The 26132-nt window shown below is 71.4% G+C and carries 21 protein-coding genes and 1 pseudogene; 7 read left to right on the forward strand and 15 right to left on the reverse strand.

The window, feature by feature from the left end:
* Window positions 1-3: 3 nt before the first annotated feature.
* Both J1M46_RS09530 and J1M46_RS09535 read left to right on the forward strand, forming a co-directional pair.
* The gene (locus J1M46_RS09530; RefSeq protein WP_206447580.1) at window positions 4-4725 is read left to right on the forward strand and encodes a DEAD/DEAH box helicase; all 4722 of its coding nucleotides are present in this window, start codon (window positions 4-6) and stop codon (window positions 4723-4725) included.
* Window positions 4725-5519: a DNA-formamidopyrimidine glycosylase family protein gene (locus J1M46_RS09535; protein ID WP_206447581.1), complete on the forward strand. Its 795-nt coding sequence runs from the start codon at window positions 4725-4727 to the stop codon at window positions 5517-5519. Before J1M46_RS09530 ends, J1M46_RS09535 begins: the two co-directional genes overlap by 1 nt.
* Here J1M46_RS09535 and J1M46_RS09540 read toward each other — a convergent pair.
* The 6 genes and pseudogenes from J1M46_RS09540 to J1M46_RS09565 form a co-directional block, all read right to left on the reverse strand.
* Window positions 5512-6727 (reverse strand): annotated as a pseudogene (locus tag J1M46_RS09540) (amidohydrolase). The gene J1M46_RS09535 and the pseudogene J1M46_RS09540 sit on opposite strands and share 8 nt — an antisense overlap.
* Window positions 6728-6794: 67 nt before the next feature.
* Entirely contained in the window at window positions 6795-7418 is a 624-nt protein-coding gene (locus tag J1M46_RS09545; protein ID WP_206447582.1) for a TrmH family RNA methyltransferase, read from the reverse strand.
* Window positions 7419-7434: 16 nt separating this feature from the next.
* Window positions 7435-8019: a signal peptidase I gene (locus J1M46_RS09550; RefSeq protein ID WP_206447583.1), complete on the reverse strand. Its 585-nt coding sequence runs from the start codon at window positions 8017-8019 to the stop codon at window positions 7435-7437.
* Window positions 8016-9038, reverse strand: a complete 1023-nt coding sequence (locus J1M46_RS09555) for an RICIN domain-containing protein (RefSeq protein ID WP_206447584.1) — start codon at window positions 9036-9038, stop codon at window positions 8016-8018. The genes J1M46_RS09550 and J1M46_RS09555 overlap by 4 nt, the downstream gene beginning before the upstream one ends.
* Window positions 9035-9610 (reverse strand): SipW-dependent-type signal peptide-containing protein, encoded by a 576-nt coding sequence (locus J1M46_RS09560; protein WP_206447585.1) that lies wholly within the window; start codon window positions 9608-9610, stop codon window positions 9035-9037. Before J1M46_RS09560 ends, J1M46_RS09555 begins: the two co-directional genes overlap by 4 nt.
* A 74-nt stretch (window positions 9611-9684) precedes the next feature.
* On the reverse strand, window positions 9685-10236 hold the full coding sequence (locus J1M46_RS09565; RefSeq protein WP_206447586.1) for an alternate-type signal peptide domain-containing protein: 552 nt from the start codon (window positions 10234-10236) through the stop codon (window positions 9685-9687).
* A gap of 297 nt (window positions 10237-10533) precedes the next feature.
* Here J1M46_RS09565 and J1M46_RS09570 point away from each other — a divergent pair, with 297 nt between their 5' ends.
* A complete protein-coding gene (locus tag J1M46_RS09570; protein ID WP_206447587.1) occupies window positions 10534-11361 on the forward strand; it encodes an HAD-IIA family hydrolase in 828 nt (275 codons plus the stop codon).
* Window positions 11362-11421: 60 nt separating this feature from the next.
* Here the strand turns inward: J1M46_RS09570 and J1M46_RS09575 are convergent, their stop codons facing one another.
* The 8 genes from J1M46_RS09575 to J1M46_RS09610 form a co-directional block, all read right to left on the reverse strand.
* Window positions 11422-12333 carry a class C sortase gene (locus J1M46_RS09575; RefSeq protein ID WP_206447588.1) on the reverse strand — a complete coding sequence of 304 codons (912 nt, stop codon included), beginning with the start codon at window positions 12331-12333 and terminating at the stop codon, window positions 11422-11424.
* 66 nt (window positions 12334-12399) lie between these two features.
* A complete protein-coding gene (locus J1M46_RS09580; RefSeq protein WP_342384339.1) occupies window positions 12400-13941 on the reverse strand; it encodes a SpaH/EbpB family LPXTG-anchored major pilin in 1542 nt (513 codons plus the stop codon).
* Window positions 13934-16852 (reverse strand): hypothetical protein, encoded by a 2919-nt coding sequence (locus tag J1M46_RS09585; protein WP_206447590.1) that lies wholly within the window; start codon window positions 16850-16852, stop codon window positions 13934-13936. Before J1M46_RS09585 ends, J1M46_RS09580 begins: the two co-directional genes overlap by 8 nt.
* A 238-nt stretch (window positions 16853-17090) precedes the next feature.
* Window positions 17091-17693, reverse strand: coding sequence for a hypothetical protein (locus J1M46_RS09590; RefSeq protein ID WP_206447591.1), 603 nt, complete (start codon window positions 17691-17693; stop codon window positions 17091-17093).
* Window positions 17694-17727: 34 nt separating this feature from the next.
* A complete protein-coding gene (locus J1M46_RS09595) occupies window positions 17728-18840 on the reverse strand; it encodes an NAD(P)-binding domain-containing protein (protein WP_206447592.1) in 1113 nt (370 codons plus the stop codon).
* Between the two features lie 77 nt (window positions 18841-18917).
* Entirely contained in the window at window positions 18918-19844 is a 927-nt protein-coding gene (locus tag J1M46_RS15815; protein ID WP_206447593.1) for an AEC family transporter, read from the reverse strand.
* Window positions 19845-19979: 135 nt separating this feature from the next.
* Window positions 19980-20531, reverse strand: a complete 552-nt coding sequence (pyrE, locus tag J1M46_RS09605; RefSeq protein WP_342384340.1) for an orotate phosphoribosyltransferase — start codon at window positions 20529-20531, stop codon at window positions 19980-19982.
* A gap of 36 nt (window positions 20532-20567) precedes the next feature.
* Window positions 20568-21224: a hypothetical protein gene (locus tag J1M46_RS09610; protein WP_206447594.1), complete on the reverse strand. Its 657-nt coding sequence runs from the start codon at window positions 21222-21224 to the stop codon at window positions 20568-20570.
* Window positions 21225-21311: 87 nt separating this feature from the next.
* Here J1M46_RS09610 and J1M46_RS09615 point away from each other — a divergent pair, with 87 nt between their 5' ends.
* Window positions 21312-22124, forward strand: coding sequence for an exodeoxyribonuclease III (locus J1M46_RS09615; protein WP_206447595.1), 813 nt, complete (start codon window positions 21312-21314; stop codon window positions 22122-22124).
* The gene (locus J1M46_RS09620) at window positions 22124-22495 is read left to right on the forward strand and encodes a hypothetical protein (protein ID WP_206447596.1); all 372 of its coding nucleotides are present in this window, start codon (window positions 22124-22126) and stop codon (window positions 22493-22495) included. The genes J1M46_RS09615 and J1M46_RS09620 overlap by 1 nt, the downstream gene beginning before the upstream one ends.
* A 1-nt stretch (window position 22496) precedes the next feature.
* On the opposite strand, the gene J1M46_RS09625 is transcribed toward J1M46_RS09620, so the two are convergent.
* A complete protein-coding gene (locus tag J1M46_RS09625; RefSeq protein ID WP_206447597.1) occupies window positions 22497-23084 on the reverse strand; it encodes a hypothetical protein in 588 nt (195 codons plus the stop codon).
* Between the two features lie 307 nt (window positions 23085-23391).
* Between J1M46_RS09625 and J1M46_RS09630 the strand changes: the two genes are divergently transcribed.
* Together J1M46_RS09630 and J1M46_RS09635 are read left to right on the forward strand one after the other, a co-directional pair.
* Complete coding sequence (locus tag J1M46_RS09630; protein WP_206448674.1) at window positions 23392-24759, forward strand: DUF6421 family protein; 1368 nt, start codon at window positions 23392-23394, stop codon at window positions 24757-24759.
* Window positions 24760-24840: 81 nt separating this feature from the next.
* On the forward strand, window positions 24841-26079 hold the full coding sequence (locus J1M46_RS09635) for a glycosyltransferase (RefSeq protein ID WP_206447598.1): 1239 nt from the start codon (window positions 24841-24843) through the stop codon (window positions 26077-26079).
* The last annotated feature ends 53 nt before the right edge of the window (window positions 26080-26132 follow it).

Consider the following 26132-nt stretch of genomic DNA (forward strand, 5'->3'; position numbering starts at 1 on the left):
CGGATGAGCGAGGCGCTCGAGCTGTTCTCCCCCGCGACCCGCGCGTGGTTCGCGGGAGCGTTCGCCGCTCCGACCCCCGCGCAGCAGCAGGCGTGGGCGTCGATCGCGCGCGGCGACCACACGCTCGTGGTGGCGCCGACCGGCTCCGGCAAGACGCTCGCGGCGTTCCTGTGGGCGATCGACCGGCTGCACAGGGAGGATGCCGCGCCGCACGAGCAGCGTGAGCCCGGTGTGCGGGTGCTCTACGTCTCGCCGCTGAAGGCGCTCGCCGTCGATGTGGACCGCAACCTGCGGGCGCCGCTCGCGGGCATCGCGGCGCGCGGCCGCGCCGACGGCGCCGAGCCTCCACCGGTGCGCATCGGCCTGCGCACGGGCGACACCCCGCAGGAGGAGCGGCGGCAGCAGGCGAAGCATCCGCCGGACATCCTCATCACCACGCCCGAGTCGCTCTTCCTGCTGCTGACGAGCCGTGCGCGCGAGACGCTCCGCACCGTCGAGACCGTCATCGTCGACGAGGTGCATGCGGTCGTGCCGACCAAGCGCGGATCGCACCTGGCGCTGAGCCTCGAGCGACTCGACGCGCAGCTGCCGCAGCCCGCGCAGCGCATCGGCCTCTCGGCGACGGTCAATCCGATCGACGAGGTAGCGGCATTCCTCGGCGGGCCGGCGCCCGTCACCGTCGTCGCCCCGCCGAGCGAGAAGCGCATCGAGCTCACGATCACCGTGCCGGTGGAGGACATGACCGACCTGCGCGGGTCGCGCGCCGCCGAAGCGGCACCGACCGGCAGCGCGTTCGGGGCGACGAAGCCCGAGACCCCGTCGATCTGGCCGCACATCGAGCGCGAGGTGCTCGAGCTCATCGACCGGCATCGCTCGACGATCGTGTTCGTCAACGCGCGCCGCGCTGCCGAGCGGCTGACGGCAAGGCTCAACGAGCTCGACACCGAGCGGCTCGACGCAGCCGAGGAGGCCGGGCCGAGCGCGCTGGCGGATGCGGCGGCCGGCACGCGCGGCAGCGGCGTCGTCCTGCGCGATGTGACCGAGCACATCCGCCTGCGTCTCGCCGAGCGCGCCGCAGCGCGCGAGGCCGCCGGCACTGACGCGGAGGCCCCGCCGCTCGCGCGCGCCCACCACGGCTCGGTGTCGAAGGAGCAGCGTGCCGAGATCGAGGACCAGCTGAAGTCGGGTCGGCTGCGCTGCGTCGTGGCGACCTCGAGCCTCGAGCTCGGCATCGACATGGGCGAAGTCGACCTGGTGGTGCAGGTCGAGGCGCCGCCGAGCACCGCGAGCGGGCTCCAGCGCGTCGGCCGTGCCGGCCACTCGGTCGGCGACGCCTCGCGCGGCGTGATCATCCCGAAGCACCGCGCCGACCTGCTGCACGCGACCGTCGTCGCCGACCGCATGGCCCGCGGTGAGCTCGAGCCGATCCGCGCTCCGCGGCACCCGCTCGACGTGCTCGCGCAGCAGACCGTCGCGGCCGCCGCGATGGACGAGCTCGGCGTCGACGACTGGTTCCAGACCGTGCGGCGCGCGGCACCCTTCGCGACGCTGCCGAGGAGCGCCTTCGACGCGACGCTCGACCTGGTCTCTGGCGTGTACCCGAGCGACGAGTTCGCCGAGCTGCGCCCGAGGGTGGTGTGGGATCGGGAGGCGGGCACGATCGCCGGCCGCCCGAGCGCGCAGCGCATCGCCGTCTCGAGCGGCGGCACGATCCCCGACCGCGGGCTGTTCGGTGTCTTCCTCGCCGGGCAGGAGGGCAAGCCCGGCGCGCGCGTGGGCGAACTCGACGAGGAGATGGTCTACGAGTCGCGCGCCGGCGACGTCTTCGCACTCGGGGCGACGAGCTGGCGCGTGGTCGACATCACGCACGACCGCGTGCTCGTCGTACCCGCGTTCGGCGAGCCCGGCAAGCTGCCGTTCTGGCACGGCGACAACGAGGGCAGGCCCGCCGACCTGGGCGCCTCGATCGGCCGCGCGACCGCCGCGCTCGCCGCGGGCGAGGGCATCGAGCTGCCGCACTCCGACGAGCGCGCCGTCCGCAACCTCGACGCCTACGTGCGCGACCAGCTGACCGCGACCGGCGCCGTGCCGACCGACGCGCAGATCGTGATCGAGCGCACCCGCGATGAGCTCGGCGACTGGCGCATCATCGTGCACTCCCCGTGGGGTCGCCGCGTGCACGCGCCGTGGGCGCTCGCGATCGATCGCCGGCTGCGCGAGGACCGCGACACGGGCGCCGCCGCGATGGCCTCCGACGACGGCATCGTCGTCCGCGTCCCCGACTCCGACGCCGAGCCGCCCGGGGCCGACCTCATCCGCTTCGAGCCCGACGAGCTGGTCGCGCTCGTCGAGACCGAGGCGGGCGGCACGGCGCTGTTCGCGAGCCGCTTCCGCGAGTGCGCCGCGCGCGCCCTGCTGCTGCCCAAGCGCGACCCCGCCCGGCGGGCACCGCTGTGGCAGCAGCGGCAGCGGGCGGCGCAGCTGCTCGACGTCGCCAAGCGCTATCCCGACTTCCCGATCGTGCTCGAGGCGCTGCGCGAGGTGCTGCAGGACGCCTACGACCTGCCGGCGCTGCGCTCCATCGCCGAGCGGCTGCAGCACGGCGACATCCGCGTGGTCGAGGTCGAGACGCCCAGCCCCTCCCCCTTCGCCCATCACCTGCTGTTCGGCTACGTCGGGCAGTTCCTCTACGAGGGGGACGCGCCGCTGGCCGAGCGCCGAGCCGCCGCGCTCACCCTCGATCCGGCGCTGCTGGCCGAGGTGCTCGGCTCGACGGCGCTGCGCGAGCTGCTCGACCCGGCGGTGCTCGAGCGCACGGAGCTCGAGCTGCAGCGGCTCGCGCCCGACCGGCGCGCGCGCGGCATCGAGGGCGCCGCCGATCTGCTGCGGCTGCTGGGCCCGCTCACCGTCGACGAGCTCGCCGCCCGACTCGAGTGCACCGGCGCGCAGCAGACGCCCACCGCGCATGCGCAGGAGGGGCCCACCGCGGACGCGTCGGACACATCCGCCGCAGACGCGTCGGACACATCCAGCGCGGACGCGTCGGCCGAGCCGGCCGCGCACCTCACCCTCGCCGGCGCCGCCGCGATCGCCGACGAGCTCGTCGCCGCCCGACGGGCGGTGCGGGTGCGCATGGGCGACGCCGAGCGACTCGCCGCGATCGAGGATGTCGGGCGGCTGCGCGACGCGCTCGGCGTGCCGCCGCCGGCCGGTGTGCCATCCGCGTTCCTGGAGCCGGTCGCCGACCCGATCGGCGACGTGGTCTCCCGATACGCGCGCACCCATGGCCCCTTCACGATCGAGGAGCTCTCGGCCGCACTGACGCTGCCGCCCGCGGTCGCGCGCTCGGCGCTGCGGGCGCTCGCCGCGCAGAGCCGCGTCACGCCCGGCGCCTACCGCGCGCACGGCACCGGCGAGGAGTGGATCGACGCGCAGGTGCTCTCGCGCCTCAAGCGCCGCAGCCTGCAGGCGCTGCGCAGCGACGTCGAGCCGGTCGACCACGCGGTCTTCGCCGACCAGCTGCTGGCGCACCAGCACGTCACGCGGCCGTTGACCGGCCCCGACGCGCTGCTCGAGGCGCTCGACCGGCTCGACGGGGTGCCGCTGCCGCTCAGCGCGCTCGAGACGCTCATCCTGCCCGCGCGCGTGCGCGGCTACCGGCAGGGCATGCTCGACGAGCTGACCGCGAGCGGCCTGGTGACCTGGGCCGGCGCCGGTGCCCTCTCGGGCCGTGACGGCCGCATCGTGCTGCGCGGCGCCGACACCGTCGAGCAGCGTCGCGACATCGACCATGACGACCCGGACGCGGCCGCGGTGCTGCAGGCGCTCGCCGACGGCGGCGCCCTGTTCGCCCGGCAGCTGAGCGAGGCGACGGCGTTCGATCTGGCCCACCTGTCGGAGGTGCTGTGGCCGCTCATCTGGGCGGGCCGCGTCACGAACGACACGATCGCCCCGATGCGCGCCCACCTGGTCGGGGTGCGCGCCCGCAGCGTCCCTGCCCCGAGCCGCCGATCGGCGCCCGCGAACCGCCGCCGCATCGGGCTCGCGCGGCCGTCGCGCGCCGACGCCCTGCCGACGCTCGGCGGCCGCTGGCTGCTCGCCTCCGCGCCGGCGGGATCGCCGACCGAGCGGGCGGCGCAGACGGCGGATGCGCTGCTCGCGCGCTACGGCGTCGTCACCCGCGGGAGCGTGGTCGCCGAGGACGTGCCGGGCGGCTTCCACGGCGTCTACCAGGTGCTGAAGGCGTTCGAGGAGGCCGGCCACACGCGCCGCGGCTACTTCGTCGACGCGCTCGGCGCGGCGCAGTTCGCCGACACCCCGGTCGTCGACGCCCTGCGCTCGCGGCAGTCGAGCGGCCCCTCCGACACGGTGGCGACCGTCTCGGCCGTCGATCCCGCGAACCCGTTCGGCGCCGCGTTGCCCTGGCCCGAGGGGCGCGGCGGGCACCGGCCCACCCGCCGCGTCGGCGCGCTGACGACCATCGCAGCCGGCCGCGTCGTGCTGCACCTCGAGCGGGGCGGGCGCTCGCTGCTGACCTTCGACGACGACCCGGCGACGCTCGTGCGGGCGCTCGAGAGCCTCGCCGACGCGGTCGCGCGCATGGGCGGCCGCCGCCGCGCGATCGAGCACATCGACGACCACGGCTCACTCGACTCGGCGCTCGCGCCGCTGCTCGAGCAGGCGGGGGTCTACCGCACGCCGCGCGGCTTCCGGATGGGTCCCTGATGCCCGAGGGCGACACCATCTACCGCGCGGCCGTGCGGCTGGGCGCGGCGATGGCGGGCCAGCGGCTGGTGCGCAGCGACTTCCGGGTCCCGGCGCTCGCCACGGCCGACCTCGCGGGAGAGCGCATCGACGAGGTGCGCAGCGTCGGCAAGCACCTGCTCATGCGGGGCGAGCACTGGACGATCCACTCGCACGCCGGCATGGACGGCCTGTGGCATGTGCTCGAGTCCGGCCGGCGCGCGCCCGTGCCCGCGCACACCATCCGCGCGGCGCTCGCGACCGCCGCCCACGAGATCGTCGGCTCGAGCCTGCCTGTGCTCGAGCTGCTGCCGCGCGCGCACGACCTCGACGCCGTCGCGCACCTCGGCCCCGACCTGCTCGATCCCGCGTGGGATGAGGCGATGGCAGCGGAAGCGGCCGCCCGGCTGCGCGTCACGGGCGCGCCGGTCGGGGTGGCGCTGCTCGATCAGCGCGCGGTCGCCGGCCTCGGCAACGTGTACCGGGGCGAGCTGTGCTTCCTGCGCGGCGCGCACCCGACGACGCCGATCGGCGAGGTCGCCGTCGAGCCGCTCGTCGCGCTCGCCCGGCGCCTCATGGTCGCCAACCGCGACCGCACCGAGCGCACCTTCACGGGCGACACCCGCCGGGGCCGGCGCACCTGGGTGTACGGCCGCGGCGGCCAGCCGTGCCGGCGCTGCGGCACCCGCATCGAGGATGCGATGCTCGCGCTCGAGGACGGCGCACTGCGACAGGTGCAGTGGTGCCCGCGCTGCCAGCCGGCCTCCACTAGCTGAGCCATGCCCGCGCGGCGGCCACCAGCGCGCGCACGCCGGTCGAGAGCGTGGGCTCGATCACCGGCCCGAAGTGCGGCGAGTGGTTCGAGGGCACGTCCTCGGGCATGCGGCCGGTGCGCAGCAGGTCGGGGAAGCGCTCGGGAGCGAAGCCGCCGAGGAACCAGAAGACGAGCGGTGCGCCGGCGGCAGTCGCCAGCACGCCGACATCCTCGCTGCCCGCCACGGGGCCCGGATCGATCACGCGCCCCTCCCCCAGCGCCGCCTCGAGCGCCGCGAAGGTGCGGGCGGTCGCTGCCGACTCGTTGACCGTGAGCGGGAAGCGCTCGACGTAGTCGATCTGCGGCTCCTTCGGTGCACCAGAGGCTGCTGCCTCGGCCCGCGCGATGCGCTCGATGCCGCCGAGCACCTTCTCGCGCACCGACTCGTCGAGCGTGCGCACGCTGAGCCCGAGCTTCGCCGACGGCGGGATGATGTTGTTCTTGGTGCCGGCGTGGATCTGCCCGACGGTGACGACGGCGCTGTCGGCCGGCGCGATCTCCCGGGCGACGATGCCCTGCAGCCGCGCGACCACGTTGGCGGCGAGGTAGACGGGGTCGATGGTGGTCTCGGGGCGGGAGCCGTGCCCGCCCTCGCCGTGCAGCGTGATGTCGATGGAGTCGGCGGCCGCCATCGCCACGCCCGCGTGCAGGCCGGCGAAGCCCGCGGGGAAGGGTGCGACGTGCTGGCCGAGCACCACGTCCGGTCGAGGCACCCGGTCGTAGAGGCCGTCCGCGACCATGCGCTCGGCACCGCCTCCCCACTCCTCGGCGGGCTGGAACAGCACGACGAGCGTGCCCGCCCAGTCTCCCGACGCATCCGCCAGCTGCTGGGCCGCGCCCAGCAGGCAGGTCACCGTGCACGTCGTGGCCGCAGGCGTGCATCAGCGGCACGTCGTGGCCCTCTGCGTCGAGGCCCCGAGCGGTGCTGGCGTAGTCGAGCCCGGTCTCCTCGAGCACGGGCAGCGCATCCATGTCAGCGCGCAGCAGCACCGTGGGCCCGTCGCCGTTGGCCAGCACGCCGACGACACCGGTCTCGGCGATGCCGGTGGTGACGGCGTAGCCGAGCGCCTGCAGGTGGCCGGCGACGAGACCCGCGGTGCGATGCTCCTGGAAGGTGAGCTCGGGATGGGCGTGCAGATCGCGGTAGATGGACGCGAGATCGAGGGTCACGCGGTCAGCGTACGTCGCAGGGTGGGCGCGCGGCAGAGGCGGCTTGGCTCACAGCGCCGACCGCGAGCTACGGCGCGTGCGTGCGCACCCACTCGTGCATCACGATGGCGGCGGCCGCGGCGGCGTTGATCGAGCGAGTGGAGCCGAACTGGCGGATGGCCACGTGCGCATCGGCGGCCGCGATCGCCTCGTCGGTCAGGCCCGGCCCCTCCTGACCGAACAGCAGCACGCAGGCCTCCGGCAGCGGCGCCGCGTCGACGGGCACGCTGCCGGCGGTGTTGTCGACGGCCACGACGACCAGGCCGGCCTCGTGCGCCCAGGTGCGGAACGCATCCGTCGTCTCGTGGTGCACGATGTGCTGGTAGCGGTCGGTGACCATGGCGCCGCGGCGATTCCAGCGGCGCTTGCCGATGATGTGCACTGCCGCGGCGGCGAAGGCGTTGGCGGTGCGCACGATCGAGCCGATGTTGAGGTCGTGCTGCCAGTTCTCGATCGCGACGTGGAAGGCGTGGCGGCGGCTGTCGAGGTCGGCGACGATCGCCTCGAGGCGCCAGTAGCGGTAGCAGTCGACGACGTTGCGGCGGTCGCCGTGCTCGAGCAGCTCGGGGTCGTAGCGCTCGTCGGTCGGCCACTCGCCCTGCCACGGCCCGACGCCGACCTCGAGCTGCGGTTCGTCGGGGCCGGCGGTCATGGTTCCAGGCTAGGCGTCAGCCACCGACGCCGGTGACCGGCTCGGGCTCCGTCACCGACGCGGCATCGGTCGTGCGGCGACGGTCGCGAACTCCGCTGACGGCCATGACCCCCGCATAGACGAGGAGGCCACCAGCGACGAGCGCCACGAGCCACTGGCGTGCTGACCCGTCGAGGAACTGGTTCGCCCAGCCGAGCAAGGGCACCGCGTACCAGACTGTGCCGCGAATCTGCACGGGCCGCACGGGCTCAGCATCAGCCACCTCGTTCGCATCCCCCTGCGTGATGAACCGCGTCTCACCGGTTGCACTGTCGGCGACCCGGGCGGTGACGCGGTGCGTGACCAGCGTGGGTTGACCTGACTCGAGCTGATACGTCAGCACATCACCAACCTGCACCTCGTCGAACGGTGTCGGCTTGACCACGACCAGCGACCCTGCCGGCAGCGACGGCGACATCGAGCCGGTGAGGATGCTGAGCGGCACACCGCCGGTCACGGCGGGTACCCCGATGGTGAGGACTCCGATGCCGAGCACGAGCAGGAGGAGCCCTGCGCTCAGCCCCCGACCGATCGCCTTCCACGCCTCCGTCGCCGCGGTCACGAGCCGCTCGCTGGCGGCAGGGAGAACGTCTGCGCGGCAGAGGACTCGGTGCACGGCTGGAGGCTGACCGCTTCTCGCCCATTGCCGAGGACTGTCGCGCACTCGCCCGGTATCCCTACGCTCTCGAGCCGGTAGCCACCTGCGACTGGACCAGAGATTCGCCATTGCTGGCTCGGGCCTTCGGACGCGGGCTGCAACTGCAGTGCCGTGCCGGTCGCCGTCCAGCGCTGTCCGGCGCGGTCGCCTTCACCGGCGACGATCGCGATCGTGCCGGACCCATTGACGATGCTCCACGTGAAGCTGTCGCAGCCCGGGTGCCGTTCGATGCCCGCACCCCCGGGCTGGATGCACCCCTTGCCGCCCTGCCCGATGTCGTAGAGCCCGTCCGGCAGGAGCACCGCGGCACCTGCGTCGACCAGCTGCGTGACGCGAGCCATCGGTGCGGCAACCGTCCACGCGGCAGCGGCCGCATACCTGAGCGAGGGTGCGAGCACCAGTGTTACCTGTCCGGCGGCGAAGGAGGCCTGGCTCTGCGCGGGCAGCGTCGTCTGCACGCAGACGAAGATCGACGCACCCGCAGCGATCGTGCCGGTGAACGTGATGCTGGCAGCGGTCGAGAGCTGGCCGGTGGTCGGCGAGGCGAGCGTCGCCTGCGCGTTGCAAGCCGCCTCGGTCGCGACGGGCGCGATCGCGACACCGATCGCTGCTGGCAGGCCAGCGACCGAAGGAGACTCAGCGCTGACGGCCACCTCCAGGGTCGCACTGCGACTCCCCGCGTTCTGAATCTGCAGTGCTCCGGCGCTGCGCGTGTGCTCTGCGGTGTAGGTCGCGACGAGCGGCGACGTCGTCGAGGTGGGCAGTACCGCGGCACGGACGCCCGTCGTCGCCGTACCCGCCTGCGCCTGAAGCTGCGCCTGGCCGCTCCAATAGGCGGCCGCCCCACCGCCTCCGGCGACTACGAGGACGACGCTGACGAGGGCGATGAGCCGCAGACGGGTCCCACTAGACATGCGGGTCATGTTGTCTGTCTCCCGTCGATGGTGATGGAGAACGTGCTTTCTGATGCCGGCATCGCGTCCGCTGCGACGTGCACTTCGAGGCAGCCGCTGAGCGCTGCGCCCGGTGCGATCGTCACCGGTTCAGTGTCAAAGGCTGCAGCGAGCAGGACCGTGGGTGTGCCGTTCAGTGCCGATGTAGCGAGGGCGCTCGTCGGGCACGAACTGCCGAGTATCCGCACCTCGAAGCCGGGCGCGGCAACGGCGCTGGCCGACAGCGCCATCGGCACGTCGCCGGTGTTGGTCAGCGTGAACGGTTGCCGGCGCGATTCTTCCGGCAACAGGTTCTGCCACAGCGCATCGTCGTGCCCGGCAGCCCATTGCGCTTCTAGGCCCGGGGTCCCCGTCGAGATGCTGCCGGCGTCGACGACAGCAGAGTCATTCCATAGCGCGTATGACCCTCCGACGCCGGAGAGCACGACGCCGAGCACAACGGCAAGACCACCTGCGGCGAAGAGCGTGCGCATAGCGCTCGAGGCACGTCGACCGTGCGCCGTCGGCCGTGCCGCGGTCGTGGTCGCCTGTGTGATGCGCATGGTTGAGGTGTGCCCGTGATCGACAGTGCCACCGTGCTATGAGGCACGGTGACAACGTCTGGATCAGTTCTCGGTCACGGCACCATCGCTGCAGTCTGCGTAACCGTGAACGAGACGCTATCGAAGTCGACGCTCGCGTTCTGGGAGATGTTCGGGGAGACGTTCTCGTCGGAGAGGTTGAAGGGGAACTCGACGGTGAGCGCAACCGGGATCGCATACGTGCCCGGTCCGTCGAACGTGATCGACTGGTCCGCGTTGAACGTAAGGGCGGCCCCATCAGGCACCGTTGCTGCGGCACCCGCACCCAATGTCAGCTCGAACTGCCCTGCAGCCTCCAGGGGGCTGATCTCCACGGAGTCGAGCTCCAACTCGATGGTCCCCTGGATGTTGTCTCCTTCAGCCACCACGGCGAGGACCGTCGAGTACACGGCCTGATCGCCAGGCACCCAAGAGGCGATCTCCGGGGCCCACGCGCCCGTCGACGCATCGATCGTCAACTGGCCGGCGTTGATCGGGTCGACGGCGAGCGCAGCGTCGTCGTTCCAATATGCGAGCGATCCTGCCCCACCGAGGAGGAGGAGGACAGCGGCCGAAGCCGCGATCGAGCCCTTGGTGAATTTGTTCATGACGGTCTCCCAAGTCGAGTTGCTGTCGCATGGTCGCGACGGCGGGGCCGTACCCGGAGCGCACCTGGGTGTGCGCATCATCAGGCATCGGGCCCAAGTCACAAACCTATTGAGCGAACCTCAGGATGGAAGGCCGCAGGGCACAGCGGAGGCTCAGGGGCTCCGCGAGAGATTCAAAACCGAACGACCCGAAACATTGTTCGGCTAGAGGTTTCCTCAAATTCGCTTGAGATTTGCTCAAGAGCGGAATGTCTGGCCGTTCACACGACGGACACACACCCCGCGTAGCCTGGCCTCATGCCCATCTCCCGCACGCGCGCTGACATCGAATGCTGGCTCACCGACATGGACGGCGTGCTCGTCCACGAGGATCGTCCGCTCCCGGGCGCCAAGGAGCTGCTGCAGCAGTGGAAGGACGCCGGCACCGAGTTCCTGGTGCTCACGAACAATTCGATCTTCACGCCCCGTGACCTCGCGGCGCGACTGCGCGCATCCGGCCTGCATGTGCCCGAGGAGCGCATCTGGACGAGCGCGCTCGCCACCGCCGACTTCCTGCACGACCAGGCGCCCGGCGGCTCCGCCTACGTGATCGGCGAGGCGGGCATCATCACCGCGCTGCACGAGATCGGCTTCACGATGACCGACACCGATCCCGACTTCGTGGTGATCGGCGAGACCCGCTCCTACTCGTTCGAGGCGATCACGAAGGCGATCCGCCTGATCGCCGCCGGCGCCCGCTTCATCTCCACCAACCCCGATGCGACAGGCCCGAGCGCCGACGGCATCCTGCCCGCCACCGGTGCCATCAACGCGCTCATCACGAAGGCCACCGGCCGCGTGCCCTACATCGTCGGCAAGCCGAACCCGATGATGTTCCGCTCGGCGCTCAACAAGATCGGCGCGCACAGCGAGGTCACCGGCATGATCGGCGACCGCATGGACACCGACATCATCGCCGGCATGGAGGCGGGGCTGCACACGGTGCTCGTGATGACCGGCATCAGCGACCCGGCGGTGGTCGAGACCTACCCGTTCCGCCCCGACGAGATGCTCGAGAGCGTGCAGGACCTCGTCGACCCGAAGCCGATCGCCTCGGAGCTCGACGAGCCGCACGCAGACGTCTGAGCCCGCGCGCCGCGCGGCATCCTGCGCTCCGGGGTGCGGATGCGTCGGGGCCGGCCGCGCTCAGCCGCGCGGCCCGGGCAGACGGGGCGTGACGAGGCTGCGGTAGCCGACCGACAGTGCCCAGCCGCCGGCGAGCAGCACCGACCACCAGGGCTCGCCGGGGATCTCGGGCATCACCAATTCCTCGGCTGCGGGGGTGTCGGCGGCGGGGGTGGCGATGCGCTCGCCGGTGACGATGATGCGGTGGCTGTTGATGCCCAGCGGCGTGCAGGTCACGAGGCTCACGAGGTCGTCGCCGGATTCCGGCAGCAGCAGGTCGGTGTTGCCGGGGTCGATCACCTGCACCTCGCGCACCCGGTAGACGAGCACCTCGCCGTAGACCTCAAGTTCGAAGACGTCGCCCACCTCGACCTTGTCGAGGTCGCTGAACAGCACCGCCTCGGGCAGACCTCGGTGCGCCGTGAGCACGCTGTGGGTGCCGGCGCCGCCGACCGGCAGCGCCGAGCCGAGCAGGTGGCCGACGCCGCGCCGCAGGGTCGCCTCGTCGGTGCCGTGGTAGATCGGCAGGTCGACCGCGATGGAGGGGATGCGGATGCGCGCCATCACGTCGGCCGGGCCGAGATCGAGCTGCGCCTGGTACGCCCGCACGATGGCCTGCTGGTCGGTGAGCGGCGTGCCGCCGTAGGGGTCGATCAGTGCGCCGCCGCTGAGGGTCGCGTTGTAGTCGCGGGCATCGGCGAGCTCCTGCTCGCGGCCCGCGGGGCCGAGCTCGGTCATGACCTCGGCGTAGTCGTCGACGCGGAAGGACTGCTCGAGCTGTGAGAACCAGCCCGCACCGGAGGGGTAGAGGGCGATGCTGGTGCCGAGCATGCCCATCAGCGCCACGGCGAGCGACGCAAGACCCGCACGACGACGCCGGCGCCGCGCCGACGCCCGTGGCACGGGCGGTGCTGCCTCGATCGTGCGGGTCATCGTCGCTCCTCTGCGATGAGACGACTCCGTGGCAGAGGCCTGAGCCTCTGCCACGGAGCCTGGGGATCAGGCCTCGGCCTGCTCCTTGCGGCGGCGGATGAGCACGAAGCCCAGCGCCGTACCGATCAGGCCCAGGCCGCCGATCATGAAGGCTGCCTCCCCGCTGCCGCCCGTGATGGGCAGCGTGTACGCGGGCACCTGCTCGTTCGAGACGTACGCGAAGTTCACTTGCGCCTCGACGGGCTGGCCCGGCATCACCGTGATGGGCGTGGCGTCGGTCAGCCGCACGTAGCCGGTCGGGGCCTGTGTTTCCACCAGGTAGTAGAGCGTGCCGTCCAGGGCAGTGATGACACCGTCGAAGTTGATCACTCCGTCTGGAGCGGCAACCCCTGTCGCCACGACCGAGCCGGCGGGAGCCGGGACGGTCGCGTTGTTGACGTTGCGCAGCTCGAAGGTCGCGCCGTCGAGACGGTTTGCCGTCTGGTTGCCAGCATGCTTGATCACTCGGACCGAGCCCCAGTAGGTCGTGGCGTTGTCGGTGTCGACCGTGTTGCCGTTGACGAACGCCGTCGCGCCGTTCACGATGACGCCGTTGCCGACGCTGGTCACCGTCGTGTCCAGCGCAATCCGCACGGTCTGCCCGTCAGCAGCGTTCAGCTTGATCAGCCCGTCCAGGGTGAACGCGAACGTCAAAGTGTTGCCCACAGGCGTCAGCGTGTAATCGGCTGTGGTGAGCAGCGTGGCCGCTGGAGGCGTCATCGCATTCAGATCGGCCAGGCTGCCCAGCCGCACGACGGCGCTGTCTGCGGTGTAGGTGAGCCGGGCGTCGAGCGCGTCCTCGATGCTGTAGCTCGTGATGGGACTGCCTGCTGGCGAGAACGGCACAGTGCTGTCGATCTGCCACGACACGGTGTCGCCCAGCTCCTGCGCGCCGCCCTCATCGACCGTCTTCTCGATCGATCCGACCGAGTTCTTGGGGTAGACGTTCACGTCGTACAGCCACTCGTTGTTCAGTGGGAGCGGCAGCGACACCAGGAACGGAGGCGTGCGCACGGCAATCGGGTTGGTCCCGATCGCCGTCTCCGTGACGAGGAAGACTCCAAGCGGCAGATCGCTGAACGTGTAGCTGCCCCCGTCGGTCGAACCGACCCAGGAGTTGACGTTCGGGGCGGCCGTCTCACCCGCGACCGCGGACTGGGCCGCACCGACCGTCAGGGCCTGCGCAGCCGCCCATCCCGCGTTGGTGGTCAGGTTGATGCCGGGCACCTGGCGCACCGTGAACTCGACGCCGCTCAGCGGCCCGGTCAGTAGAGCCCGCTGGTCAGTCGTCAGCGCGGATCCGTCGTTCGGTAGGCCGAGGCTCTCTGCCGTCTGCGTGAACTTGTGGACGGTCAGCGATCGATCGGTGGCGGGGTTGATGTTCCCGGGTTCGGCGGCGGATGCGGGCAGCGCGCCGCCCAGTGCGATCATCGACGCGAGCACTATGGCTCCGGCGCTTGCGGTCAGTCTCGCCGCAAGTCCCTTCTGTGTGGTTGCCATGGTGGCGTTTCCTTTCGGGTGGTGTGCAGAGGACTGCGCTGGAGTTGTGAAGAGTTGATGGTCAGACATGGCGGCCTCCCGGACGGGCGGTCATGAAGGTCGAACTGCGCGTGACGGCGACCGCTGCGAGCAGTGCGGCAAGCAGGAGCGCGGCGCCGCCATAGCCGAACAGGTCGGAGCCGATGCCACCGGTGATCGGCAGTGCGAACGCTGTCGGCGGTGCGTTGACGAATCGGTAGAAGTCGTGGCCGCCGATTGGCACCTGGATCGCTGCGGAGGGGTCTTCGACCACTTCCCAGTTGCCGTTCACCCACCGCTCGAGCCGCAGGCCGATGTAGGCGAGGTTGACGTTGCCAGGAGTCGCCTCGCTGAGCACGTAGTCGTGGGCGGGCCGCACGTCGAACGTGCTGGATCCGTCCGCATCTGCAACAGCGCCGTCGTCGGGAGCGCCGCCGCCCACGGACTCGGCCGCCAGACCCTCCATGACTGCCGGTGTCGCCGTCAGCTCGAACATGTCGGGCGTCAGCACACCGCCCTCGATCGCCTTGAAGATCGTCAGCTGCGCGGTGGCATTGGTGACCGCGCACCGCACGTGCATGCCGAGCAGCACGGTCACCGACGCATCCGGCGCGTCAGTCCAACCAGTGGGCTGCGGATCAAGCGGGTCGCCGTCCGCGTCGAGCGCCAAGCAAGCCCATGTGCCCTGCTGCCGATAGAGCGCGGTGCGCGCGGCCGTATTCTCGCCGGGAGTCTCCGACAGGTTGTAGGTCACATCAGGATCGACCGACCCGGTTGCGGTGCCCGGCCCCGTCGGTCCGGCAGTCGCGGTGCCCGGTCCGGTGGCCGTCAGGGTCCAGTCGACAGCTGCGGCAGGCCCGCCCACGACCTCCTTGACGAGCGTGAGGTCGGTGTCGCAGTCGACGGTGTTCGTCACCGTTAAGGTCTGCTTGCCCTGCGTGAGCGTGTAGCCGGCCGCCGGCACGGTCTGGCCCAACGGGTCGGTGATCGTGGACGTCAGGGTGCACCCGATCATCCGCGGATCGATCGTCGTCGTCTCACTGATCACCACGGTGTCACCGACGACGTAGCCGGTCCGCTCCTCTGACCAGGCCTGCTCGGAGGCGGGCTCGTTGCCCGGCCCGGTCAGCTTGAGCGCGGCATCGAGGCCGTCGGGTTGCGCACCGTGGTCGTAGGCGACCTGATTGACGACCCACTGCTTGTCGACGACGACCGATGCGGTCTGGATGTTCGTGAACGTCACGTAGACGGTCGAGCCGGCTTCGGTGGTCACCGTAGTGCTCAGATCTGCGAGATTGACCGTGCCCCCGCTAATGCCCTGCAGTGCCCAATCGGCACCCACGCCATTTCCGGCGTTGACGGCGTCCAGCAGCTCAGTGACCGTCACCTGGGTGTTCGGCTTGTAGAGGATCGCTGTCGAGGTGCCGGGTGCAGAGGTGCCGACGATGCTGAGATCGGACCCGGCAACGCCGTCGAGGTCGAAGCCGAACGCCTGATCCTGCTGGCCGATCGCGATCTTCGTGACCGTGAGCTTCGACGTCGTGTTCGTGATCACGCAGCTCGTCCTCGTGTTCGGCTCAACCTTGAACGTGGGAGCGGAGACCGTCAACTCGTAGCGTTGGCCACCCTCCACCGTGCAGACGGTCGACAGGTGCGACCACGGGACGTTCGCCGGGATCGCGGTCTCCACCAGCGTGAAGTCCGTGCCTGCCGGCACGGTCGTGATGGTGTCGGTCTCGCCGATCGCCACGGTGCCGTTGACGGTGAGCGTCTGTGGGGTACCCACGGGCGTGCCGATGACAGGAAGGTCGCTGCTGCGGTCGAGGATGTACCCGAACTGGTGGGAGCTGGTCGCGACGACATCCGACGCCTTCGTGATGCTGATCGAGCCGCAGGTCGATGGTGGATCGACGGACACGGGCGCGGCCCAAGCTTGGATCTGGCGCGACTCACCGGTCCAGGAACGAATATAGCCAGTGGAGCCGAGCGTGGATGGGCACCCCTGCGCGCCGACGAGCTCCTCCGGGAGCGGGAGGCTCAGGACCATCGTGTTGCCACCGTCCAGCGCCGTCACGACGCTCCCGACTGATTCGCATGTACCCGGATAGTTTGTCGACCCGAGAGGGTAGATTGTCGCCGTGTAAACGCAACGCTCGGTCGTGTAGCCCTGATTTTTGATGATGAACACGACGCCGCCCTGCGAGCGATCGGGCTGCGGCACGAGAGCCGCCCCTGAAGATGTCGTGCCCCACCGTTCCGGCGCCACGGTGTACTCGATGGACCACCCTTTGTTGCCGGTGCTGTTCGGCCTCGTCCACGTCGCGCCAAGTGTCCAAACCCCGCCACTCTGTGTATACGCGGTAGTGAAGGAATAGATCTCTGAAGCCTGAGCTGCGCTGCCGGCCTCGTACCAGCCCGTCGGATCATTGTTGTCAAAATCTGACGTGTAGTAGCCGAGAGCTGCCGCCCCGTCAGGCGCAGCCATCGGTGTGATGAGCGATGCTGCGAGCGGCGCGACCGAAGCTTGCACTAACTGCATCGGTGCAGACGGAAGCGGCACGGATGGTACCGACTCTGTGAGTACGGGATCGGCCGCAGTTGCAGCAGACTCAGCCAGCGGGACACTCTCAGCGGGAGGCACGGTCTCAGCCGGAGAAGCGGTCTCAGCGAGGGGCGCAGTCTCGGCCGGAGGAGCGGTTTCGGCCGCAAGCGCGGTGTCGGTTTGGACTACGGGTTCCATCGCCGGCTCGGTCACGGCCGATGTGCCCGCGGGAGGATCCGCCGGAGCCGGCTCGGCCGACCCGGAGGTTGGCTCAGTGACAGCCGGGTCACCAGTCGGCGCGTCGTCTGCCGCCATGGCCGTCGCCGCCGGTGCAAGCAGCATCGCGGCTGCGAGCGCGAGGGCCAGGAACAGCGCAAGCAGATTGGTGGCTGCCCTGGAGGCGTGGATCCGCAACGACATGAGTACCGTCCTCGATTCGCATCGCCGGTCTCGAGCTGGGGTTCCTCGGTCCGACCGTTCTCGAACATCGTTCGCTAACGTGGTTATCGAATCATTGTCAACTCAGGAGCCGGGGCACTGCGACTGAAGTTCTCCTCAGCAAGCCGCGCCAGACCAGCGCTTTTGCGCAAGGCCAGCCCTGCCGGTGCACAGGCCCAGCCCGAAGCGGCCGCCCGCGTCCGGCGCGGCGGCAGCGCCCTCAGGCCTCCGAGAGCAGTCGGATCACGTGGGCGCCGAAGGCCGCACCCGCGATCGCGGCGGCGACTGTCGCCGCCGGGATGACCGCCTTGTCGACCGGGCGATGCGCGACCTCCCGCGCATCGAGCCCGTCGAGGCGGATCCAGCCGTAGCGGGCCGCTTTCCCGCGGCGCCCGGCGAGCATCGCGAGCGCGATCGCCAACAGCCCAGCGACCGCCGAGAGCGGCAGCCACCACAGCGACAGCGCCGCTCCCTCGGCGGCGTTGAACGGCGCCAGGGCGAGCGCCGCGAGCAGCAGCGGCAGCACCCACCACGTGGCAGGCGGGCCGAAGCCGCGCGCCATCAGCAGCCACAGCGCGGTGCCGCCCGCGAGCGCCACCATGCCCATCGCGAGCCCGCCCCACCCGGCCACCTGGCAGATGGACGCCGAGTGGATGCCGCAGGCCCCGTCGCTGAACGAGAGCAGCAGGCCGGCCGCGCGCGAGGCCGAGCTCGCCCCGAAGCCGACCGCGACCCATCCCACCAGCAGGCCGAGCCAGCCGCTGAAGCGGTCACCGGCGACGATGAAGGGCGGCGGCCTGAAGAAGCGCGACGACCAGCTCATGGCTGCCACGCTACGCCGGTCGCGCTGAGCTGCGTCAGGCGGATGCGGCGAGCACGCGCTCGCGGCCCAGCAGCCGATCGAGCTCGGCGACCGCCGCCCGGCCGGCGCGGTTGGCGCCGACGGTCGACTGGCTCGGCCCGAAACCGATCAGGTGCACGCGCGGCTCGACGACCACGCGCGTGCCCCGCACCTGCACGGCGCCCAGCTCGCCCCGCAGCGCCAACGGATCGAGATGGGCGAGGTTGGCCGTGAAGCCCGTCGCCCACAGGATTGCGTCGACGCTCGTGAACGTGCCGTCGGCCTCGCGCACGCCGTGCGGCTCGAGAGCCAAGAACATCGGCCGCCGCTCGAGCGCCCCGCGAGCCTCGGCGCGGCGCGCGTAGTCCGTCCAGAGCAGGCCCGTGTACGAGACGACGCTGCCGGTCGGGCGGCCGGCCTCGGCGTCGGCGGTGACCCGCTCGATCACGTCGCGGCCGACCGTCTCGGGCTCGAACTCGCCCTCGAGGAAGACCGGCTCGCGGCGGGTGTACCAGAGCGTGTCGGTGACCGCCGAGAGCTCCTCCAGCAGCTGCACGGCCGAGATGCCGCCACCGACCACCGCCACGCGCTGGCCGCGCAACGCATCCGCCGACACGTAGTCGCGGGTGTGCAGCTGGCGGCCGAGGAAGGCATCCGCCCCCGGGTAGACCGGCAGCCGCGGGCTGTTCCAGGTGCCGGATGCGTTGATGACGGCCCGGGTGCGCCAGGTGCCGGCGCCGGTGGTCGCCAGCAGGTCGCCATCGGGCTCGTCGTCGGCGCGCTCGACCGCGGTGACGGTGACCGGGCGCAGGATGGGCAGCTGCCGCTCGCGCTCGAAGGCGGCGAAGTAGCGGGGCACGGCGGTGCGGCTGGGCTCTGCCGGATCGGCGGGCGGCTGCTCGAAGCCCGGCAGGTCGAAGATGCCGTTGACGGTCGCCATGCGCAGCGACTCCCAGCGGTGCTGCCAGGCGCCGCCCGGTGCCGCGTCGGCGTCGAGCATCACGAACGTGCGCTCGGCGTGCGGATGCTCGAGGGCGCTCAGATAGCCGCGCTTCTGCAGGTGGTGACCGGCGGAGAGGCCCGCCTGGCCGGCGCCGATCACGACGATCGTCGCGGTCCTGTCAGCCATCGCTCCGCCCCCGTTCGTTCAAATTCCAACGATAGGGACAACCGGTGGGTGGGCGCGAAGATTCCCGCGTCGATGCGCTACGCGGGCTTCAGCAGCCAGGCGATGAGCAGCATCACCGGCAACGCGAGCACGGTCGTCAGCAGCACGATGTCGCGCGTGATGACGGTCGCGCGGTCGTAGCGCAGCGCGTACTGGTACATGTTCTGTGCGCTCGGCAGCGCCGCCATCACGGTGCAGGCGTAGACCAGCTGGTCGTCCATGCCGAAGACGAACCGCGCCAGCAGGAACGCCGCGACCGGCATCACCGTGTTCTTCAGCACGACCGCCAGCCACACCTCGCGCCGGCCGGTGCCCGGCTGCAGCGGCCGCTCTCCGCCGAGCGAGATGCCGAAGGCGAGCAGCATCAGCGGCACCGCCGCGCCGCCGAGGATCTCGAGCGGGGCCAGCACCGGGTCGGGCAGCTGGATGTCGAAGGCCGCGACGAGGGCGCCGAGCAGCGAGCCGATCAGCATCGGGTTGCGCAGCGGCTGCGTGAGGATGCCGGTGACGGATGCGCGGCCGCTGGTGAGGATGTCGAGCGTCAGCAGCAGCACGGGGGCGATGACCAGCAGCTGCAGCAGCAGCATGGGGCCGACGAAGCTCGCGTCGCCGATCACGTAGATCGCCACCGGCAGGCCGATGTTGTTGACGTTGCTGTAGCCGGAGGCGGCGGCGGCGAGCGCGATGCGACTGGCGTCCTTCGTCAGCCAGAGGCGGGCGACCACCGTGTAGACCAGTGCGACCGCGACGAAGGCGAGCAGCGCCACGGCGAGCACGCTCGAGAACAGCAGCTGCACGTCGGATTCCGCCAGCACCGTGAACAGCAGTGCGGGGCTGGCCGCGAAGAAGGAGGTCTTGTTGAGGACCAGGCGGCCCTCCTGCGACACGATGCGGAAGCGGGCGAGCAGCCAGCCGACCAGGATGACGAAGCCGATGATGGCGAACCCGATGAGCACTCCGCCCACGTGACCTCCCGCATCCGCCTGTCAGATAGCCAATACTGGCACGCGCGCGGCCGTCTACCCGCTGATCTCAACGTGTCAGGTGCTTGCTTGCCGCACACGGTGCGGCAACGAGGCACCTGACACGTTGAGCACTGACTACTGGGGCGTGAGGCCGAGGTCGTCGAGCGTGATCGCGGCGCGGTACTCGACGCCCGCCGCTTCGATCGCCGCCTGCGCGCCGGTCGCCCGGTCGACGATCACCGCGACCGCCACCACCTCGGCGCCCACCGTGCGCAGCGCCTCGATCGCGGCGATCGGGCTGCCGCCGGTGGTCGAGGTGTCCTCGAGCACGACCACGCGCTTGCCGGCCAGCTCGGGGCCCTCCACCTGGCGGCCGCGGCCGTGATCCTTGGGCTGCTTGCGCACGACGAACGCGTCCACCGCCAGCTCGCGCGCGAGGCCGCGGTGCAGCACGGCGTTGGCGAGCGGGTCGGCACCCATCGTGAGGCCGCCGACGGCCGAGATGTCGGGCAGGTCGGCGATCAGGTCGAGCAGCACGTCGCCGATCAGCGGCGCCGCGCGGTGGTCGAGGGAGAGCTTGCGCAGGTCGATGTAGTAGCTGGCGCGCTTGCCGCTGGTGAGGATGAAGTCGCCGTGGAAGACGGCCTCATCACGGATGAGCTGGATGAGCTGGTCGCGCGCGGTCACGGCGTCAAGGCTACTGGGCGCGGGTGCCGGGATGGATCAGCCGGCGGCGGCCTCCGCCGCGCTGGTCGCACTGGCCGCGCTCGCCGAGCTGGGGGTCGCCGGGTGGTCGCGCAGCGGCACGAAGCTGACGCGCGGGTGCCGGCCGGTCCAGGCGGCGAAGCGCTCGGACCGGGTCGCGTCGGCCGGCGGCTCGACGGGGTCGCCGAAGATGCCGGGCGCGCGGATCGCCGCCTCGTCGGCGCGGTCGCGATAGTCCTCCATCCACTCGAGCAGCTGGGTGGGGAACTCGAGGTTGGCCGCCAGCCCCACACGCACCGCGCCCCAGCGGATGTCCCACGCGTGCAGGGCCATGTCGAGCGTCGCGAGCGGCAGCGCGCGGAAGGAATCCTCGCCCGCCTCGTGGGCGGCGCCGCGCAGCTGCGTCGCGAGCTGCTCCCAGACAGTCACCGAATCCCAGTCGGTCGAGGGTGCCGTGATCGAGGCGTGGTCGGCCGTCACGTCGTTCGCGCCCAGGGCTCGGCCCAGCAGCGCCGAGCCGCCGTACTCGGCCTGGATGCCGGTGGTGTGGCGGATCACGTCGGCGATCGACCACTCGTCGCACGCCGATGGCAGCCCGAGCCGATCGGCGGATGACCGTGCCTCTGCCGAGAACAGGTCGAGAGCCTGGAGGTAGCGGTCGCGCGCGTGTCCCATCACCCCATTCTGTACGCCTTCGCATGCCAGGCCACCCGCGGCCCGCCCGCGATGCGGAAACATCCGCCTCGCCCGTAGGCTCGGAGCATGCGCATCGCCACCTGGAACGTGAACTCCGTGCGTGCCCGCTCGGCCCGCATCGTCGACTGGCTCGAGCGCAGCGACGTCGACGTGCTCGCCATGCAGGAGATCAAGTGCAAGACCGAGCAGTTCCCCTATGCGGCGTTCGAGGCCGCCGGCTATGAGGTGCAGGCGCACGGCTTCAGCCAGTGGAACGGCGTCGCGATCGCCTCGCGGCTGCCGATGACCGACGTCGAGCGCGACTTCCCCGGCCAGCCCGGCTACGCCAACACCGGCGACCCGGTGGTCGAGGCGCGCGCGATGGCGGCGACGGTCGAGGGGGTGCGGCTGTGGAGCCTCTACGTGCCCAACGGCCGCGAGCTCACGCATGCGCACTACGGCTACAAGCTCGAGTGGCTGCGGGTGCTCACGGGGCTGCTCGACGAGTGGCGCGGGCAGCCGCTGGCGCTGATGGGCGACTTCAACATCGCCCCGCTCGACCATGACGTGTGGGACATCGGTGTGTTCGACGGTGCCACGCACGTGTCCCAGCCCGAGCGGGATGCGTTCCGCGGGCTCATCGACGCGGGTCTCGTCGACGTCGTGCGCGACCGGGCCCCCGGCTACACCTACTGGGACTACAAGGCCGGCCGCTGGAACAAGAACGAGGGCATGCGCATCGACTTCGTGCTCGGCACCCCAGAGCTCGCCGAGCTGGTGGGCCGCGCCTCGATCGACCGCGACGAGCGCTCCGGCGACGCCCCCAGCGACCACGTGCCGGTGGTCGTCGACCTCGACCTCGACACCGAGCTCGATGACGACCGACCGATGATCTTCTGATGACGGATGTGTCGGGCGGGCCGGAAGGGCTCAGTCACGAGGAGTGGGAGGAGCTCGAGCCGCAGCGCGAGTGGACGGCCGCCGATCGCTGGCGGCTGGCCGCGTGGGTGCTGATCTTCGTGAATGTGCTGGTGCTGCTGCTGGCCGCACCGGTCGGCGACGGCTGGCTGGTGCGGGCCGCCGAGGCAGCCGGCTCCGACGTGGAGCCTGCGCGGCTGACCTACTGGATCTCGCTGCTCGGCTCCACGCTGGTGGGCAATGCGGTGGGTGCCGCGGCCGCCGCCACGAGGCAGCGCTGGGCGATCGTGCCGCCGATCCTGGCCGCTGCCGGCTGCTGGGCCGGCTTCTTCATCGCGCAGGCGCTGATCTGAGCTAGCGGGAGTCGGCGCGCGACTGCTCGGCCGGCGCCCCTTCGCGGTCGGCGAGGCCGACGCCATCGGCCGGGCTGTCGCCATCGGCAGCGGCGGGGCTGCCGTCATCGCCGGCGGGCAGCGGGGTCGGTGCGTCAGCGACGGCGTCGATCGGCGCATCGGCGTGCTTGCCGAGCATCCGCAGCACGATCGCGACCAGCATGGCGCAGGCGAGCAGCACCCAGGAGGAGAAGATCAGTGCGAGCGGCACGCCCCGCGCGCTGATGTCGCCGAGCCTCGCATTGCCGAGGAAGAGCCCGAGCGCACTGATGAAGGCCAGGACGACGACGACGCCGGCGGAGGCGCCGAGCCAAAACGCGGAGGGCTGCTTCCAGACCGCCGCGCGGCCGATCACGAGCACGGCCCAGACCAGTGAGGGCATGAGCACGGAGGCGACCCAGTAGGGCAGCAGCTCGGGCACGTCCGGATCCACCCGGGCGATGATGGCTGTGCTGATGGCGACGTGCAGCCCCACGACGATCGCGACCGGCACTCCGGTGGCGCGCGCCGGGTGGTCGTTGCTGGGGGTGACGTCCAAAGGCTGCTCCAAGGTTCGAGGGTATGCCCGTCGGCGCGAGAGCGCCAGGGTCGGCGGCGCTCGCGTCGTGCGGCGCTCACCGCGCTGGGGTGCGGCGGGCGCTGATCCGACGGTGCCACCAGCCACTGACGGCCGCCGACGCAACTCCCTTGCGGGCGACGGCGACCTCACGCGCAACGCTCAGAACTGACAGAGAAGGCGGCCCGGAGCGCAAGATAATTGCGCCAGGCTGCCCGTACGCTGGAAACACGCACCGATCGAGCGCCGCCGCGCCACGATCGCTCACCAGCGAATCCCTCCAGGAGGCTTCCCCGTGACGATGACCCAGGCCACCGCAGCCGACCTCCGCCAGCACGCCGCCTGGCTGCAGATCAAGGCGGCAGCGACCGCGCTGCAGCCGATGCAGTCGAAGAACGGCTCCATCGAGGAGCCGGGCGACCACGACGCGGCCCGCGCCCGTGTGACCGAGCTGACCCAGGGCATCCGCGACATCGCCCCCGAGTTCCCGCACGATGCCGACTACCTCGCGCAGGCCGCGCTCGACTTCGAGCGCTGGGCCGACGGCGGCTTCGGCGAGCCCGACTTCTTCGACGCGCTGGCGAAGTTCCAGCCGCAGCAGCACCGCATCGACGGGCTCAAGCACCTGGTGATCTTCCCCATGTACACGCAGAACGGCTCGGCGAAGCGCCTCGTCGAGGCCGTGCTGGTCGAGGTCATCTGGCCCGACTTCATCGCCGAGCTCGAGGCCGGCGACTACTCGAACGCGCTGTTCGTGCCGCTGCGCTTCATCGACTTCACCGCCGGCTACGACACCAACTCGGCGGTGCTCTTCCCGGAGACGGTCGCGATGCGCGAGATCCCGTCGTTCACGTGGGGCGCCATCTTCCAGGACCGCGAGGCCGCCCGCTTCCGCCGCGTCGTCGAGGCCGCGTGCGAGGTGACGAAGCTCGAGCTGCCCGCTGACGCCGCCGAGCTCATCGCCGACCAGCGCACGGCCGAGGAGACCTTCGTCATGTGGGATCTCATCCACGACCGCACCCACATGCGCGGCGACCTGCCCTTCGACCCGTTCATGATCAAGCAGCGCATGCCGTTCTTCCTCTACTCGCTCGAGGAGCTGCGCTGCGACCTGACCGCCTTCCGCGAGTCGGTCGCGATCGAGCGCCGCATCGCCGCTGACGACAAGGCGACGGATGCCGATCTCGCGTTGGCGAAGCACGCCAAGCACGTGCAGTACGCGGTCATCTTCGACCGCATCTTCCGCTTCGCGATCACCGGCTCGCGCGTGCGCAACTACGACGGCCTGGGCGGCCAGCTGCTGTTCGCCTGGCTGCACCAGCACCGCGTGCTGCACTGGACCGACACGCAGCTCGCCTTCGACTGGGACGAGGTGCCCGACGTCGTGAACAAGCTCGGCGAGGCCATCGAGCTGCTCTACTGGCGCTCGATCGACCGGCCGAAGGTCGCGCACTGGCTGGCCGCCTACGAGCTGGTCTCCTCCGTCGTCGAGCCGCACCCGGCCTCGAAGTGGAAGGCCGGTGAGCTGCCGCTCGACGGCGCGCCGCGACAGCTGACCGACCTTGTGATGGACGACGAGTTCCCGCTGTCGATGTTCTACGAGGCGTTCGAGAAGAAGATGCGCGAGACCATCGCGTCGACCGCGGGCATCACCGCCGAGACCGCGTAGGCGCCGCTCGCGCGCATCGCCCCGTCGCCCTACAGTGAGCGTCGGGGCGACGCGCGTCCGACCCCGAGCTGGAGTCACGCCATGGCGACGATCGCGGCCTACACGAGCCCGGCGCTCGGCCACGTGCTGCCGTTCGCCGGCGTGCTGCTCGAGCTGCAGCGCCGCGGCGACCGGATCCGGCTGCGCACGCTCTCGAGCGAGGTCGGGCGGATGCGTGACCTCGGCTTCGACGCGGACGCGGTCGACGCGCGGGTCGAGGCCGTGGAGTTCGATGACTGGCGCGCGCGACGTGTGCTCGACGCCTACGGGCGCATGTGCGAGACCTTCTGCGAGCGCGGCCGGCGCGAGGCGCCGGACATGCGCGCGCTCATCCAGCAGTCGCAGCCCGATCTGCTGCTCACCGACGTCAACACCTGGGGCGCTGCCGCGGTCGCCGAGAGCACGGGGATGCCGTGGGTGTCGCTCGCGACCTACCCGCCGGCCATGCGCTCGCGCGGCTGCCCGCCGTACGGCCCCGGCCTCGCACCGGCGAACGGGCCGGCCGGCCGGCTGCGGGATGCGCTGATCGACCGGCTGGTCTACCGGCCGGCGATGCGGGCGGCCACGCCGATGCTCAATGCGCTGCGCACCGAGGTCGCCGCGCTGCCTGCGATCGACTCCTACGACGCGATGGTGCGCCGCGCCCCGCTCACGCTCGTCACGACCGCCGAGCCGCTCGAGTACCGGCACGACGACTGGGCGCCGCGGCTGCAGCTGGTGGGCCCGACCTCCTGGGAGCCGCCGGCACCCGCGCCGGCCTGGCTCACCCGGCTCGACCGCCCCGTCGTGCTGGTGGCGACGGCTACCGACTACCAGGGCGACACCGACATCGTGCGCGTGGCGCTCGAAGCGCTGGCGGACGAGCCGGTGGCGGTGATCGCGACCATGGCGCACGGGGCACGGCTGGGCGTGGCGCTGCCCCGCAACGCACGCGTCGAGCGCTTCGTGCCGCACAGCCTGCTGCTCGAGCGGGCGGCGGTCGCCATCACCCACGGCGGGCTGGGCGTGACGCAGAAGGCGCTCGCGCACGGCGTGCCGGTCGTGGCCGTGCCGTACGGCCGCGACCAGATGGAGGTGGCCGCGCGCGTGCAGCATGCCGGCGCCGGCGTGCGGCTCTCGCGATCGCAGCTCACGCCGGCGAGGCTGCGGGATGCGGTGGGCCGTGCCCGCGGGATGCAGGCGGGCGTCGAGGCGGTCGCCGCCGGCCTCGCGGCCGCTGGCCGCGCGCCGCGTGCGGCCGACCTCATCGAGCAGCAGCTGTCGGCGAGCGCCGCTCGATAGCCGCGCCGCGCCGAAGGCACCGTCCGCGTGGGCGCGGGCCACTACGCTTGAGC

It is taken from the genome of Agrococcus sp. KRD186, assembly GCF_017168255.1.
GTDB lineage: Bacteria > Actinomycetota > Actinomycetes > Actinomycetales > Microbacteriaceae > Agrococcus.

Excerpts from the sequence above, each read along its gene's own strand:
- J1M46_RS09530 (WP_206447580.1), top strand. The coding sequence starts at position 4 with ATGAGCGAGGCGCTCGAGCTGTTCTCCCCCGCGACCCGCGCGTGGTTC.
- J1M46_RS09535 (WP_206447581.1), top strand. The coding sequence starts at position 4,725 with ATGCCCGAGGGCGACACCATCTACCGCGCGGCCGTGCGGCTGGGCGCG.
- J1M46_RS09545 (WP_206447582.1), bottom strand. The coding sequence starts at position 7,418 with ATGACCGCCGGCCCCGACGAACCGCAGCTCGAGGTCGGCGTCGGGCCG.
- J1M46_RS09555 (WP_206447584.1), bottom strand. The coding sequence starts at position 9,038 with ATGACCCGCATGTCTAGTGGGACCCGTCTGCGGCTCATCGCCCTCGTC.
- J1M46_RS09560 (WP_206447585.1), bottom strand. The coding sequence starts at position 9,610 with ATGCGCATCACACAGGCGACCACGACCGCGGCACGGCCGACGGCGCAC.
- J1M46_RS09565 (WP_206447586.1), bottom strand. The coding sequence starts at position 10,236 with ATGAACAAATTCACCAAGGGCTCGATCGCGGCTTCGGCCGCTGTCCTC.
- J1M46_RS09570 (WP_206447587.1), top strand. The coding sequence starts at position 10,534 with ATGCCCATCTCCCGCACGCGCGCTGACATCGAATGCTGGCTCACCGAC.
- J1M46_RS09575 (WP_206447588.1), bottom strand. The coding sequence starts at position 12,333 with ATGACCCGCACGATCGAGGCAGCACCGCCCGTGCCACGGGCGTCGGCG.
- J1M46_RS09580 (WP_342384339.1), bottom strand. The coding sequence starts at position 13,941 with ATGTCTGACCATCAACTCTTCACAACTCCAGCGCAGTCCTCTGCACAC.
- J1M46_RS09585 (WP_206447590.1), bottom strand. The coding sequence starts at position 16,852 with ATGTCGTTGCGGATCCACGCCTCCAGGGCAGCCACCAATCTGCTTGCG.
- J1M46_RS09590 (WP_206447591.1), bottom strand. The coding sequence starts at position 17,693 with ATGAGCTGGTCGTCGCGCTTCTTCAGGCCGCCGCCCTTCATCGTCGCC.
- J1M46_RS09595 (WP_206447592.1), bottom strand. The coding sequence starts at position 18,840 with ATGGCTGACAGGACCGCGACGATCGTCGTGATCGGCGCCGGCCAGGCG.
- J1M46_RS09610 (WP_206447594.1), bottom strand. The coding sequence starts at position 21,224 with ATGGGACACGCGCGCGACCGCTACCTCCAGGCTCTCGACCTGTTCTCG.
- J1M46_RS09615 (WP_206447595.1), top strand. The coding sequence starts at position 21,312 with ATGCGCATCGCCACCTGGAACGTGAACTCCGTGCGTGCCCGCTCGGCC.
- J1M46_RS09620 (WP_206447596.1), top strand. The coding sequence starts at position 22,124 with ATGACGGATGTGTCGGGCGGGCCGGAAGGGCTCAGTCACGAGGAGTGG.
- J1M46_RS09630 (WP_206448674.1), top strand. The coding sequence starts at position 23,392 with ATGACCCAGGCCACCGCAGCCGACCTCCGCCAGCACGCCGCCTGGCTG.
- J1M46_RS09635 (WP_206447598.1), top strand. The coding sequence starts at position 24,841 with ATGGCGACGATCGCGGCCTACACGAGCCCGGCGCTCGGCCACGTGCTG.